Raw genomic sequence first — 13,494 nt, forward strand, 5'->3', positions numbered from 1 at the left:
GACCCGGGCGCCGGAGGAGAGGGACACCATGAATGCGACGCGGAGACGCGACGGTCTGCTGTCGGCCTTACAGGGGCTGGCGCTGGCGCTGATCGCCCTCATCGGATCGATCACGCTCTTTGTCCTGTCCGTCGTCTCGATCGCCCTGATCGTCGTCGGCGTGGGCGTGTTCACCACCCCGGCCGTGCTGACGATGGTCCGGAGCCACGCCAACCAGCGGCGGCTGCTGGCGGCCCAGTGGACGGGGACGCGCATCCAGGTGCCGTACCGGCCCTTCCCCGCCGACCTGCGGTCCGGGATCACCGGCCAGGTCGAGCGGTGCGCGCTGATGCTGAAGGACCCGGCGACCTGGCGGGACCTGCGGTGGATGCTGACCGACATGACGGCGGGCGCGGTCACCGCGGTCGTGGCGCCCGCCCTGATCGGGCACGGCGCCTTCGGCATCTTGCTCCTGGCCGGGCTGTGGAAGCCGCTCACCGACGACGGCGAGCGCTTCTGGTACGCCTTCGTGCCGGTCGACAGCACGGGTACGGCTCTCATCGCGGCGGTGGTCGGCGCCAGTTGGATGGTGCTGAGTGTGTTCGTCGGCAAGTCGCTGCTTCAGCTCCACTTCCGCGTCGCGAAGGCCTCGCTGGCCCCGGCGGGCAAGGCGCAGCTGGCCCGGCGCATCGACCGGCTCACCGAGACCCGGCACGACGCCGTCGACGCCTCGGCCAGTGAACTGCGGCGCATCGAGCGGGACCTGCACGACGGGGCGCAGGCCCGGCTGGTCGCCATGGGCATGAACCTCTCCACCATCGAGGCGCTCATCGAGAAGGATCCCGAGCAGGCGAGGCGGCTGATCGCCACCGCCCGCGAGTCCTCGGCGGACGCGCTGACCGAGCTGCGTGACCTGGTGCGGGGCATTCACCCGCCGGTCCTCGCGGAACGCGGACTGGGCGACGCGGTAAGGGCGTTGGCGCTGCGGATGCCAATCGAGACCGACGTCAACGTGGACCTGCCCGGCCGGGCGCAGGCGCCGGTCGAGTCGGCGGCGTACTTCGCGGTCAGCGAGGTCCTCACCAACGCCGTCAAGCACTCGGGCGCCGACCGGCTGTGGGTCGACATCCACCACACCGACGGCATGCTGCGGGTCTCGGTGACCGACAACGGCAAGGGCGGCGCGGCCGTCGGCGCCGGCTCGGGCCTCACCGGGGTCGAGCACCGGCTGGGCACCTTCGACGGCGTACTCGCCCTCAGCAGCCCGGTGGGCGGGCCGACGATGGCGACGCTGGAGATCCCCTGCGCGCTGCAGCGCCCGCGCGCCGTCGGGCCGGGGATCTGTCCGGCGTACTGATGCCACTGATCCTCTTCACCGGCATGGCGACGGCGGCGCTGAGCATGCGGGCCGTCGAGAACGACCTGATCCGGGCCTCGGGGCTCACCAAATCGGTCGAGGACAAGAACATCGAGACGCTGAACCTGGTGGTCGTCGGCATCATCGTGATCTTCTCCTGCATCATGCTGATCAACAGCCTGTACGCGGCGACCTCGTACCGCAGCCGGGAGTTCGGCCAGCAGCGCCTCGCCGGGGCCACCCCGGGGCAGGTGCTCGCGATGGTCGGCCTCGAAGGGCTCGTACTGACGCTGACCGGGGTGTTCTTCGGCACACTGGCCGCGTTCGCCGGGATCGTGCCCTTCGTCGAGGTCCGCAGCGACGGTGTCTTCCCGGATCAGGGGCCCGGCATCTGGCTGGGCATCACGGCGGTCGTGTCGGCGGCCACGATGAGCACGGTCCGCAGGACGCTGCGCACTCGGGCGGTGGTGGTGGCGGCTTGACGGCGGTGCGCCCGCCCCGGACACCCGGTCGGGGCAGTCGCAGGACGCGACTGCCCTTCGGGCTGTGCGCCCACGGCCCCGTCACCCGGGCGCCGTCCTTCGGCCGCGGCGCCTCAGCCCCGGCCCGGCACCGCTCCCCGCAGTGGCTCGCGGCTCCACACCTCCAGTTCGGGCCGGTCGTCGGTGGCGGTGATGCGACCGGTCATCGACCAGCCCCAGGACCGGTACGCGGCGGTGGCCGCCGTGTTCGTCGCGTCGACGAACGTCGTGACGAGCTCGGCCTCGACCCGGGCGAGCAGGCGCTCCTGGAGGTGGCTGGCGATGTGGCGGCGGCGGTGGGACGGGTGCACCATCAGCTCGGCGACGGCGAAGACGTTCCCGGAAGCGGTGAGTTCCTCGACCTCCTGCGGGACGCCGCCGCGCAGCCCCTGCCACCAGCCGCCCGAGCGGTGCGGCGGATAGCCGTAGACGCAGCCGGCCAGGCTGGTCTCGCTGGCGACGAGCATGTCGAAGCCGGGGCGCTGCACATCGGCGGCGAATCGTTTCATGAAGACCCGCCGGTCGTGGAACTCCTCGCCCGACGCGCCGCGGTGGGCCGCGACGTACAGGTCCGCGATGGCCTCCCGTTGTTGATCGGCCTGCCAACGGCTCAGTCGACGTAAGAACACCTCTGTCATGCGGACATCGTGGCAGTGCGGTGCTGTTGGGGGAACGGTGCGCGGCGCGTATCGGGTTCCGGGCCCCCCTCACCCCCCGGCGTGGGCGGAGAGGGCCGCCTCGATCTGCGGGGCGACCTCCTGGCCGGACAGCGGCTTCCCGTCCCGGCTGAACGCGTGCACGTCCTGCTCGCCCAGGCGCAGGGCGGGGGTGCCCCGGATGCCACTGCGTTCGAAGGCTTCGGCCACGGCCGCCGCCCACGGCAGGTAGCCGCCGTCCTGGACCGCCAGCCGGAAGGCGTCCGAGCCGAGGCCGCCGGCGCCGGTGACGGCGTGCACCGACCGGGCGACGGCCAGCAGGTTGGCGGCGTCGCCGTACGCGTCGTCGCGCTCCTCGGGCTGGTTCGCGTAGAGCGCCTCGTGCAATGCCTTGAACTCGGCCTGCCCCTCATTGGCCGCGGCCCCCAGCGCGCCCAGCGCCGTCCTGGAGCCCCGGCCGCCCAGCATGCCGTCGAGGAACGTCGCGAAGTGGTACTCCAGGCGCAGCCGGCCGGCGTCCGCGAAGGCCCGGATCGTGGCGCCCGACGAGCGTTCCATCGCCGCGCAATAGGGGCAGCGCAGGTCCTCGTACAGCGCCAGGGCGGGCACACCGTCGTCCACCGGGCCGTACGGGACCACGAGGCCGCGGTCGCCCGTGGTGTGCGCGGGCGTCACCGGGTCGGCGGACCCGCCGGGGGCCTGCGGGGGTGTGCCGTCCGGGTGGGCTGGCTGGCTCATGCGCTGGCTCCTTCGGTGCCGTCAGATCCTGACCAGCTACGCACAGCGCCCCGCACGACGCATCATTTGTCCGCCCGGTCGGCCCTGTCGCGGGGCCACCTCCCGACCCGCTGTCACCGCCGCGGGGGCGGCCTCAGGTGTGGTTCTCGGCCTGGAACATCCAGCGCTGCTTCTCCAGCTCCGCGGTGAGCGCGATGAAGATGTCCTGGGTCACCGGGTCGGGCTTGTCCGTCGCCGCGATCCGCTCCCGCATCCGGATTCCCACGCCGCCGAGCGCGTCGACGATCAAGGACACGACGTCGTTGTCCTGGAGCCAGCCGGCCGAGGGCTCGGGCAGCTCACTGGCCTTGCCGAGCACCTCGATGCGGCCGTCCGGCGCGACACCGATGGCCGACGACCGCTCGGCGACGACATCGGCGTACGAACGGGCGAAGGTCACCACCTCGTCGAGCTGGAGGTGGATGGAGCGGAAGCGCGGGCCGACTATGGTCCAGTGCGCCTGCTTGGCCAGCAGCGACAGGCCGGGTGCTCTTCAGGTCGGTCATGTTGCTCCTCCTCGGGTATTTCCTGATGACTCACCGGCCGGCGTGCTACTCCCCGCCGGTGTCCTTGATCTGTTGCGGAGTGCGCCGAATGCCGTCCTGCGGGACCGCGTCGGGCTCACGCTTCTCCTCCACGACCTCACCGGGCCGCCCCGCGTCGGCCGGGCGGCGCGGCTGGTCCTGGGGCCTGGGCGGCGGCGCCTCGCGGGACTTGATGCGGATCCCCCACCAGACGGCGACGACCAGGATCGCGACCACGACCAGACCGATGACGAACGGCGCGATCCCCACCAGCAGGTCGCGGTTGGCCGCGACCTCCGTGGTTCCTGTGCTGCGAAGAACGTTCATGGGCCCCGCGTACCCGATGACTCCTGACTCATGAGCGCCGGACTCGTGCGCACCCGCCATGCCGGATGAAACATTTCTCCCCTGCCATCGCGTCGATGGGGTGAGGGAGCAGCCGGCGGCGGCCTGGGACCACCCGGTGTCCGGGCCGGAGCTGGTCGAGATCTTCGAGGGGCTGCTGCCCGAGGGGCAGAAGCTGACCGACACGGACGCGCGCGGCACGGAGTCCCCTTCGGTGTCCGGAGTGATCGACGACGGCGGGGGCGGGGCGGCGATCTCGCTCGCCCTGAGTCGTGTCCATCCCGCCCAGGAGAGCTCCAGGCAGCAGATCGAGTGCCCGGACAAGTCCCTCGTACCGCACCACGCGTGCACCACCGATGAGCTGCCCGACGGCTCGGTGCTCATGACCTTCCAGGGGTACGAATACCCGGACCGCCGGGTGGACACCAAGTCCTGGCGCGCCGTACTGCTCTCGCGCGAGGGCTTCCAGGTCGATGTGAGCGAGTGGAACGCCCCGGCTCAGAAGAGCGCCGGGATCACCCGCCCCAACCCCCCGCTCTCCGCCGACCAGTTGAAGACCCTGGTCACGTCCGAGAAGTGGGACAGGGTACTCAAAGAGCTGCCGGCCCCGGACGAACCGGGCTTGCCCGGCGGGCCGCAGGACGAGGTGGACGAAGCCACGATCAGGACCACCCTGACCGGCCTCCTCCCCAAGGGGCTGAAAGTACGCCCCGGGCAGGGCCAGAGCGGCTACTCCTCCGTCACCGTGGACGACGGCCGGGGCCGGAGCCAGGTCGAGATCAACGTGCAGCCGAACATGGCGGACGCCGTGGGCGACCTCACGTCCGGGGGCGGAGACGTGTCGACCCTGCCGGACGGGACGACCGTCATCCTCAGCGAGTCGGACGGCGACAAGGGCGTGGGCGGCGCCGTCGTGTGGACGGCCGACACGATCCGCAAGGGCGGCCTGCGCGTTGTCGTCTCCGCGCTCAACGCGCCGGGCCCGCACAGCGCCCCCAGCCGCGTGGAGCCCGCGCTCACCATGAAGCGGCTCAAGGCGATCGCGACGAACGCGCAGTGGGCAACGCTCAAGTAACCCCCGAGGCCTCGATGCCCGAGGTTCCTGCGCCCGAGGTTCCGATGTCCGCGCTACGCCTGCCTCATGGCTGCTCGCACTCGACCCAGAGCAGCTTCCCTCCGCTGCCCGGCAGACCATCACCCAGCAAACACGCACCCCAGCTGTCGGCGCAGAGCCGCACGATCTGCAACCCGCGCCCGGACTCGGCGAGGCTGCCGGGCACGGGCAGCGGGGGAAGGCTGCCGTTGAACGGCGCGGGGATGTCGGGATTGGTGTCCCACACGCTGAGCCGAAGCCGCCTCGGGCCGGCCGCACGGATGCGCAGTGTGTACGGACCGGCCGAGTACAGGTGCGCGTTGGTGACCAGCTCGCCGGCCAGCAGCTCGACGGTATCGGTGAGCCCGGCGCCCGCGCCATGGGTGCGGAGTACGGCGCGCACGGTGGATCGGGCGATGCCGGGGGCGCGGGGATCGTGCGGGAGTTGAAGGGCGTACGTCCAGGGCGGCGCTACGGTGGCCATGGAAGTCTCCGATCACGAGGGAGCGGTGGAGGGAGCATGGGGTGAGTCGATCCGCGCGGTGCCAGTCGATCCTTGCGGTGCCCGGTGACCAGGTCGCTCCGTCGGCGGGGTGCTTCCAGGCGGCGGCCTGAACACCAAATTACCGCATCGGGATATAACATTCACCCGATTCGGAAGCATCTATATGCCATCCACTCGTGTGGGTGACCAGCCCGTACCGAGGAGCGAGAGCCATGCCCGTGAGGAGCAACCCGACGGGGCGTCAGCAGCGGCTGGGCGGCGAACTGCGGAAGATGCGCGAGCGCACCGGGCTTACCGCCACCGAGGCCGGCAGGCTGCTCGGGATCAAGCAGGCGCAGGTCAGCAATATGGAGACCGGCCGTCTCGGCGTGAGCTCGGAACGAATCCGCACCCTCGCGTGCCACTACGACTGCGCCGACCGCGACCTCGTCAATGCGCTCATGGCCATGACGGGCGATCGCAGGCGCGGCTGGTGGGAGGAGTCCGGCGGCATCCTGCCCCGTTCGCTGCTGGACCTGGCCGAACTTGAGCACAATTCCACGAAGTTGCGCGGCGCCATCACGGCGCACATTCCCGGCCTGCTCCAAACCATTGCCCACGCACGGGAGATCTTTCAACAGGACGTCCCACCGATGCCTCCGCCGGAAATCGAGCACCGTGTCTCGTTCCGCATCAAGCGTCAGGCGATCCTCTACGGAGATGCGCCGCGCCCGTACCAGGCATTCATCCACGAGGCCGCGCTACGCATCGAAGTCGGCGGGCCCACCGCGCTGCGCAACCAACTTCAGCACCTGCTCGACATGAGCGAGCTGGGCCACATCACCATCCAGGTCGTGCCCTTCAAGGCAGGCGCCATCCCCGGATCGGGCCAGTCCATCTACTACGCACACGGCTCGGTCCCGCAGATGGACACCGTGCACTTGGATCAGTCCCACGGCCTTACGTTCCTCGACGCCGAGGCTCAACTGGCCAAGTACCGGACTCTGTTCGGCAGAATCGAAGTCGTGGCGCACTCACCGGCGCAGAGCCGGGACGTCATCCACAGCATCAGCCGGAACCTGTGAAGGGAACTCACATGCGCACGCACGACTGGCAGAAGTCCTCGTACTGCGCCCAGGGCGACTCCTGCGTACATGTGGCTGCATCAGGTGACACGGTCGCCCTCACCGAAAGCAGCGACGCCACCGGGGCGATACTCCAGGCCACCCCCGCCACCTGGGCCGCATTCCTCCGCACGGTCAAGCAGGGCGCACCTCGTGCCTGACCGCCCCGCCGACCTCAACTGGATCCGCACCGCCCCCGAGGGCGAGGAGGGCCACAGCTCCTGGATCGAGGTCGCCTTCGGCCCCGAGGACCTGGTCTATCTCCGCGAGACCAGCACCCCCGGCGACGTCGTCACCACGACCCAGCAGAAGTGGGACGCCTTCGTACTCGGCGTCCAGGCAGGCGAGTTCGACCACTTCGCGGACCGGGACATCGCTGCCGTGGAAGCTCCGGTCCACGGTCCGTAGAACCCCGGCCCCCTCGGCTGAGGCGCCGAACCCGCTGGACGTGCCGAACCCGCGGGACGCGCCGGACGCGCGGGGCTCGTCCCGGCGCGCCGTACCGCCCGTCACTTCGCGTCGGCGTAGCACTCCACGATCGCCGTCGTGAAAGGAAACCGTACCGGTGTCTCGCCGAAGGCGACCCGGCCGGCCAGGTCCCCGGCCGCGCGGATCGCTTCCGCGACCGTGTCCGCCTCGTCGGCCGGGCAGTGCACGATCACCTCGTCGTGCTGGAAGAAGACCAGCTCGGCGCGGAGCCCCGCGGTCGTCAGCGACTGCCGCAGCGCCGCCATCATCAGCAGCGCCCAGTCCGCGGCGCTGCCCTGCACCACGAAGTTCCGGGTGAAGCGGCCCCGCGCGCGGGAGTTGGTCGACGCGTATCCCGGGGTGAACTCCCCGTCCCGGCCCGGCTCCTGGGCCGTCTCCTCCTGCGGGATGCCCGCCTCCTCGCCGTCCCCGGACCCCGCCGCGGGCGGGCAGGTCCGGCCCAGCCAGGTCCGTACGAGCCGCTGCTCCTCGCCCGCGCGCGCCGCGTCGTCCACATACGCGACGGCGCGCGGGAAGCGTCTTCGCAGCGCCGCCAGATTCTTCAGGCCGTCGCCCGACGTCTGCCCGTACACCGCGCCCAGCACGGCGAGCTTCGCCATGTCGCGGTCACCGGCGAACGCCCGGTCCGACACCGCCTTGTAGAGGTCGCCGGGCTGGCCCGCCACCTCCATCAGCCCCGGGTCGCGGGAGATCGCGGCCAGCACGCGCGGCTCCATCTGGTCGGCGTCGGCGACCACCAGGCGCCAACCGGGGTCCGCGATCACCGCCCGGCGGATCACCTTGGGGATCTGCAGGGCGCCGCCGCCGTTGGTCACCCACCGGCCCGTGATTGTGCCGCCCGGCAGGTACTGCGGTCTGAAGCGGCCGTCGCGCACCCAGTCCTGGAGCCAGCCCCAGCCGTGCGCCGTATAGATCCGGTACAGCTTCTTGTGCGTGATGAGCGGCTCCACCGCCGGGTGGCCGAGGCTCTCGATCTCCCACCGCCGCGTCGACTTGATCTTGATCCCGGCCTGCGCGAACGCCTTGATCACGTCCGCGGGCAGCTCCGGCCGCACGCGCCGACCGAACGCCGCCGACACCTTGTCCGTCAGCTCCGCGAGCCGACGCGGCTCCCCGCCGCCCGCGTACCGCTCGCCCAGCAGCTCGTCGAGCAAGTCCCGGTGCACATCGGCCCGCCACGGCAGCCCGGCCCCGTTCATCTCGGCGGCCACCAGCATCCCCGCCGACTCGGCGGCGGTCAGCAGCCGCATCCGGTCGGGGTGCTCGGCCGCCGCGTGTCTGCGGCACTGGTCGGCGTACACCTCAAGGAGGGCGTCGAACGGCACCCGCACCGGCTGCGGCTCGAAGAGCGAGGACTGCGAGCCGGGCTCGGCGGCGCGCTGCGGCGGATCGGGCGGCACGGCCCGGTCGTGCAGCCGGGCCCAGGCCGCCGCCGCCGAATGCGGCTCGCCGTGCCGCCCCTCGTGCCCGAGGAGCAGCGCCTCCGCGTCCTCGATGTCGTAGCACCGCTCGACCCGCACCCCGGCGGCGAGCAGCCGTGGGTAGATCTCGACGGTCGAGCGCCACACCCACCGCCCGACCTCGGGCCGCGACCGGATCGCCTGCGCGAGGTCCTGCTCCTCGCGCACCTCACCGGCGGGCCGCCCGTCCCGCCCCAGCGGCACGAGCAGCGCCCCACCCGCGTCCGTCGCGGCGACGGCCCACCGATCGTTCATGGGTACGAGTCTGGCACCCGGCACTGACAGTCGCCGGGGGACGCGTGGGCGGGGGTGACGCCCGGCGGGCCGCGCGCCGGGGCGACCGGGCCGCCGGGTCTTTGGGCCAAGTGGAACCGGCCGAAAGGAGGGCCGGCCCGGGGTACGGCAGGATCGACGCTGGGAGGCAGGAGAGCCGGTGGCCATCAGGAAGGGCGGCCGGTGTCCACCGAAGAGGAGACACAGATGCAAGCGATCGTTTTCAACGAGTTCGGTGGACCCGAGGTACTGCGGTCCACGGAGACCGACGAGCCGCACGCGGGCCCCGGCCAGGTGCGGGTGAAGGTGCGCGCGGCCGGCGTGAACCCGATCGACTACAAGATCCGCCGCGGCTGGATGGAGTCGGCCTTCCCGACCTCGCTGCCCGCGATCCCCGGCAGTGAGCTCGCCGGTGTGGTGGACGAGGTCGGCGAGGGCGTCACCCAATACGCCGTCGGGGACGAGGTGTTCGGCTGGTCCGACACCGGCGCCTACGCGGAGTACGCCCTGGCCTCCACCGTCGTTCCCAAGCCCGCCGAGCTGTCCTGGCAGGACGCGGTCGCGTTGCCCGTCGCGAGCGAGACCGCCCAGCGCGTCCTGGACCTGCTCGGCGTCACCGAGGGGGAGACCCTGCTGCTGCACGGCGCGGCGGGCGTGGTCGGCTCGGTCGGCGTACAGCTGGCCGTAGCGCGCGGCGTGACGGTCATCGGCACCGCGAGCCCGGCCAACCACGACCATCTCCGGGTCCTGGGCGCGATCCCGGTGGCGTACGGTGACGGACTCGCCGAGCGGGTACGGGCCGTGGCGCCGCAGGGCGTGGACGCGGTGTTCGACGCGGCGGGCCGGGGTGCGCTGCCGGACTCGATCGAGCTGCGCGGCGGCACGACGGACCGCATCGTCACGATCGCCGACGCCGCAGCGGCGGACCTCGGCGTCACCTTCTCGTCGGGCGGCACCGACCGCCCCCAGGATCGGCTGGCCGAGCACGCGCAGCTGGCCGCGGAGGGCGGGCTGCGGCTCACGGTGGCCGAGACCTTCCCGCTGGCGCAGGCGGCCAAGGCCCAGGAACTGAGCGAGTCCGGCCACACCCGCGGCAAGCTGGTGCTGATTCCCTGACGGGGATGGGTGTGGGGACGAGGGTGGGGATGGGGATGGGGATGGGGATGGGGATGGGCGTGGGGACGAGGACGCGGGTGGCGACGGGGACGAGGGTGGGGGTGGTGCGTGCGGTCGGCTTGGCGTGGGCGGGTCCGCCCACCGACCGCCCCGCCCGCTGACGGCCCCGTGCCGGCCGCCCCGCCCACCTGGACCGCACCCGGCCCGCAGACCGCCCCGCCCACCTGGTCGCGCGCCCAAGACGGCCCGACCGGCCCTACCGGCCCGACCAGCGCACCCGCTCGCCCGCACGAACGGCCGGCCGCCTCACCGTCCCCGTGGGCAGCTGGCCAGCGCCGCGACCAGCGCCACCGCCGCGCAGACCCCCGTCGCGAGTCCCACCGTCGTCCACGGCACGGTGACCGATACCGGCACCGACAGGGTGGCGAGGGCCGCGCCCAGGCCCGCCAGGTTCACCGCTGAAACCGCCGCGCCCAGGATCGCGCCGATCGCCACGGCGAACAGGGACTCACCGGCGACCACCCGCAGGACCTGCGTCCGCGTGGCCCCGCTCAATCGCAGGGCGCGCAGCTCCGCGGACCGCGAGGAGTTCGCCATCAGGAGCGTGTTGGCCAGTGCGATCGCCGTGTAGACGAGGGCGATGCCCAGCACCAGCCACAGCCCGAGCCGGGTCTTGGAACTGGTCTGCGGGTGCGTCGCCGCCAGCCAGTCGGTGACCCCGGTGACCTGGGCGTCACGCGCGCCCTGCCCGCCGGTGCCGGCCCGCAGCGCGGACGCGACGGCCTCGGCGTCCGCCCCGTCCGCGAGTTGTACGTCGATACGGTCCACCGGCGCCGATGGGGCGTTCGCGGCGGTGACGTACGCACCGTTGTCGCCGGTGCCGAGCGCCAGCACCGCGACGATCCGCAGGGTCGCCGGCCGCCCGTCGCCGAGCCACACATCGACCCGCTGCCCCACCTCGTGCCGCTCCCACTCCTCATTGACGACGATCGAAAGGTCGTCGAGGTCGCGCACATCGCCCGCCACCACCGGCAGCCTGCCGACCTGCGCCAGCGCGCCCGGGTCGCTCACCGCACGGGCGTCGGAGCGGATCAGCGCGCTCCCCTCCTCCCGTACGAACACCGCCGTGGAGGCGGACGGCGAGAGCGTCGCGCCGGGCACCGCGGCGGGTGCGAGATCGGCCCCCGTGACCACGAGATCCGCGGCGGTGCGCGCCCGCGCCTCCGCGGCCTTCGACGCGGTGACCGTCTCAGCGGACCCGAGCAGCGAACCGGCCAGCGCGACGGTCACCAGGACCGGCGCGGCGACGGCGGCGGTACGGCGCAACGCGGCGCCCGTGTTCTCCCGGACCAGCATCCCGATCGCCCCCGGCAGCCGCAGGGCGCGCGCCACCGGACGTACGAGCAGGGGGGCGAGCAGCGCGACGCCCGTGATCAGGACCATCGGCTGCGTCGTGTACGTCTTGCGTTTCAGCAGCCCCGACGGGTCGGTGGCCAGGCTCCAGGCGAGCAGCCCCAGCCCGCCGGCCAGGAGACCGACGCCCAGCAGCCGCCGCCCCAGCGGCATCGCACCGCTGTCGACGGACGACTCGCGCAGCGCCTCCACGGGCCCGGTGCGCCCGGCCCGCCGCGCCGCGGCCCACGCCCCGGCCAGCGCCACGAGCAGCCCCGTCCAGAACGCGGCGTGCAGCGGCCAGGAGTCGTCGCCCACCGCGAACCGGGACGGCGCGAGCCCGCCGTCCACCAGCACCCGGGCCAACCGCCGTGCACCCCACTGCCCGGCCAGACAGCCCACCGCCGAGGCGAGGACACCCACCGCGGCGGCCTCCGTGAGCAGCAGTCGACGTATCTGTCCCGGCGTCGCCCCGGCCGTCCGCAGCAGCCCGAACTCGCGTCTGCGCACCGCCACCGTGAAGGCGAAGGTCGAGGCGACGACGAAGACCGAGACGAAGGTGGTGACGCCACCGGCGGTGCCGAGCACGGCGTTCACGGTCACCAGGGCTTCGGCGTCGCTCTCCGCCCCTGGGTCGACGCGTGCCCGGTCGTCGCCGGTGAGCACCTGGGCCCGGTCGCCGACGACTTTCCGTACGGCGTCGACGGGAGCGTCCACCCCGACGGCGTCGCTGCTGCCGCCGTCGCGCGCGACCCGGCCCAGCGTGCGCAGCTCGCGCAGCAGATCCGCGTCCACAGGGTGTGGGTGAGCGAGCCTCTTCGACACCCGGGCGGTGTTCGGCCCCCGCCGGACCTCGACGGTCAGCGTGTCCGTACCTCTCACCACGACCGGCGACGAGGCGAACCGCTGAGGTGTGCGGGTCGGCGGGTCGAGGCTCGCGGCGATACCGAGGGTCATCGTCGTCATCAGCCCGACCCCGATCGCCAGCGCCACGAAGCTGCCGACGAAGGTGGCCCAGCGGGTCCGCAGGGCGCTCAGCGCGACGGTCAGCACGCCACACGCTCCAGGCCGGTCATGCGGGCGGCGATCCGCTCGGCGGTGGGGGAGGCCAGGTCGTCCGCGACGCGCCCGTCAACCAGGAAGGCCACTCGGTCCGCGTGCGCGGCGGCCACCGGATCGTGGGTGACCATCACGATGGTCTGTCCTTCCAGGTCCACCAACTCCCGCAGCATCAGCAGTACATCGCGGCTGGTCGTGGTGTCCAGCGCCCCGGTCGGCTCGTCCGCGAAGAGCACCGCGGGACGTGTGATCAACGCCCGCGCGATCGCCACCCGCTGCTGCTGTCCGCCCGACATCTCGCCGGGCCGGTGCCCGGCCCGCCCGCCGAGCCCCACCCGCCCGAGCGCCGCCGCCACCTCGGCGCGGGAGGGCCGACGCCCCGCCAGCCGCAGCGGCAGCGACACGTTCTGCGCGGCTGTCAGCGAGGGCAGCAGATTGAACGCCTGGAAGACGAAGCCGATCCGGTCCCGCCGCAGCAGCGTCAGCCGCCGCTCGCTCAGCCCGCCGAGCTCGGTACCACCGACGGCGACCGACCCGGACGTCGGCCGGTCGAGCCCGGCGGCGCACTGGAGCAGCGTGGACTTGCCGGACCCGGAGGGGCCCATGACGGCCGTGAAGGTGCCGGAGTGGAAGTCGAGATCGACCCCGTCGAGGGCGCTGACCTCGCGGTATGTCTTGCGGAGTGCGGTGAGTCGTACGGCGGTTGTGGTCATGTCGCCAGCCTTCCGTCCGCGGCCCCGCGGATCACGACCGCTGGACGGAGTCTTGGGGGTAGGCCTGGCCCTACCCCGCTCGGCGAGGGGTGCGGGTGGGTGGCGACGTATTCTGTTTCCTGTAGTCGGCCA

Annotated in this window: 13 protein-coding genes and 2 pseudogenes; 7 read left to right on the plus strand and 8 right to left on the minus strand. The window is 72.5% G+C overall.

Features of this window, described 5'->3' with window-relative positions; translation table 11 throughout:
- Positions 1-28: 28 nt before the first annotated feature.
- Together ACLLJJ_RS21865 and ACLLJJ_RS21870 are read left to right on the plus strand one after the other, a co-directional pair.
- Positions 29-1,336, plus strand: a complete 1,308-nt coding sequence (locus ACLLJJ_RS21865) for a sensor histidine kinase (protein WP_434594175.1) — start codon at positions 29-31, stop codon at positions 1,334-1,336.
- Positions 1,303-1,818 (plus strand): annotated as a pseudogene (locus ACLLJJ_RS21870) (FtsX-like permease family protein); the annotation flags it as partial. The gene ACLLJJ_RS21865 and the pseudogene ACLLJJ_RS21870, both read left to right, overlap by 34 nt.
- Positions 1,819-1,931: 113 nt before the next feature.
- Here ACLLJJ_RS21870 and ACLLJJ_RS21875 read toward each other — a convergent pair.
- The 4 genes and pseudogenes from ACLLJJ_RS21875 to ACLLJJ_RS21890 all read right to left on the minus strand — a co-directional run bounded on the left by ACLLJJ_RS21875 (position 1,932) and on the right by ACLLJJ_RS21890 (position 4,141).
- A complete protein-coding gene (locus tag ACLLJJ_RS21875; protein ID WP_434594178.1) occupies positions 1,932-2,495 on the minus strand; it encodes a GNAT family N-acetyltransferase in 564 nt (187 codons plus the stop codon).
- A 69-nt stretch (positions 2,496-2,564) separates the two neighbouring features.
- Positions 2,565-3,251: a DsbA family protein gene (locus tag ACLLJJ_RS21880; protein WP_434594179.1), complete on the minus strand. Its 687-nt coding sequence runs from the start codon at positions 3,249-3,251 to the stop codon at positions 2,565-2,567.
- Positions 3,252-3,384: 133 nt separating this feature from the next.
- A pseudogene (locus ACLLJJ_RS21885) lies at positions 3,385-3,774 on the minus strand (Dps family protein); the annotation flags it as partial.
- Positions 3,775-3,841: 67 nt separating this feature from the next.
- Positions 3,842-4,141: a DUF6479 family protein gene (locus ACLLJJ_RS21890; RefSeq protein WP_434594181.1), complete on the minus strand. Its 300-nt coding sequence runs from the start codon at positions 4,139-4,141 to the stop codon at positions 3,842-3,844.
- Positions 4,142-4,241: 100 nt separating this feature from the next.
- On the opposite strand from ACLLJJ_RS21890, the gene ACLLJJ_RS21895 reads away from it, so the two are divergent.
- Positions 4,242-5,234 (plus strand): hypothetical protein, encoded by a 993-nt coding sequence (locus ACLLJJ_RS21895; protein ID WP_434594184.1) that lies wholly within the window; start codon positions 4,242-4,244, stop codon positions 5,232-5,234.
- 64 nt (positions 5,235-5,298) lie between these two features.
- Here ACLLJJ_RS21895 and ACLLJJ_RS21900 read toward each other — a convergent pair whose 3' ends face one another.
- Positions 5,299-5,736 (minus strand): ATP-binding protein, encoded by a 438-nt coding sequence (locus tag ACLLJJ_RS21900; protein WP_434594187.1) that lies wholly within the window; start codon positions 5,734-5,736, stop codon positions 5,299-5,301.
- A gap of 233 nt (positions 5,737-5,969) precedes the next feature.
- Here ACLLJJ_RS21900 and ACLLJJ_RS21905 point away from each other — a divergent pair, with 233 nt between their 5' ends.
- Genes ACLLJJ_RS21905 through ACLLJJ_RS21915 form a run of 3 tightly spaced genes read left to right on the plus strand, consistent with a single transcriptional unit; the run spans position 5,970 to position 7,268 of the window.
- Complete coding sequence (locus tag ACLLJJ_RS21905) at positions 5,970-6,821, plus strand: helix-turn-helix domain-containing protein (RefSeq protein WP_434594190.1); 852 nt, start codon at positions 5,970-5,972, stop codon at positions 6,819-6,821.
- Positions 6,822-6,832: 11 nt separating this feature from the next.
- Positions 6,833-7,021, plus strand: a complete 189-nt coding sequence (locus ACLLJJ_RS21910) for a DUF397 domain-containing protein (protein WP_434594192.1) — start codon at positions 6,833-6,835, stop codon at positions 7,019-7,021.
- On the plus strand, positions 7,014-7,268 hold the full coding sequence (locus ACLLJJ_RS21915) for a DUF397 domain-containing protein (protein ID WP_434594195.1): 255 nt from the start codon (positions 7,014-7,016) through the stop codon (positions 7,266-7,268). The genes ACLLJJ_RS21910 and ACLLJJ_RS21915 overlap by 8 nt, the downstream gene beginning before the upstream one ends.
- A 101-nt stretch (positions 7,269-7,369) precedes the next feature.
- Here ACLLJJ_RS21915 and ACLLJJ_RS21920 read toward each other — a convergent pair whose 3' ends face one another.
- Complete coding sequence (locus ACLLJJ_RS21920) at positions 7,370-9,064, minus strand: bifunctional 3'-5' exonuclease/DNA polymerase (RefSeq protein ID WP_434594198.1); 1,695 nt, start codon at positions 9,062-9,064, stop codon at positions 7,370-7,372.
- 225 nt (positions 9,065-9,289) lie between these two features.
- On the opposite strand from ACLLJJ_RS21920, the gene ACLLJJ_RS21925 reads away from it, so the two are divergent.
- Positions 9,290-10,198, plus strand: coding sequence for an NADP-dependent oxidoreductase (locus ACLLJJ_RS21925; RefSeq protein WP_434594201.1), 909 nt, complete (start codon positions 9,290-9,292; stop codon positions 10,196-10,198).
- Positions 10,199-10,504: 306 nt separating this feature from the next.
- Here ACLLJJ_RS21925 and ACLLJJ_RS21930 read toward each other — a convergent pair whose 3' ends face one another.
- Positions 10,505-12,643, minus strand: a complete 2,139-nt coding sequence (locus ACLLJJ_RS21930) for an FtsX-like permease family protein (RefSeq protein ID WP_434594203.1) — start codon at positions 12,641-12,643, stop codon at positions 10,505-10,507.
- Positions 12,637-13,362 carry an ABC transporter ATP-binding protein gene (locus ACLLJJ_RS21935; RefSeq protein WP_434594207.1) on the minus strand — a complete coding sequence of 242 codons (726 nt, stop codon included), beginning with the start codon at positions 13,360-13,362 and terminating at the stop codon, positions 12,637-12,639. Before ACLLJJ_RS21935 ends, ACLLJJ_RS21930 begins: the two co-directional genes overlap by 7 nt.
- Between the last annotated feature and the right edge of the window lie 132 nt (positions 13,363-13,494).

It is taken from the genome of Streptomyces sp. A5-4, assembly GCF_051131715.1.
GTDB lineage: Bacteria > Actinomycetota > Actinomycetes > Streptomycetales > Streptomycetaceae > Streptomyces.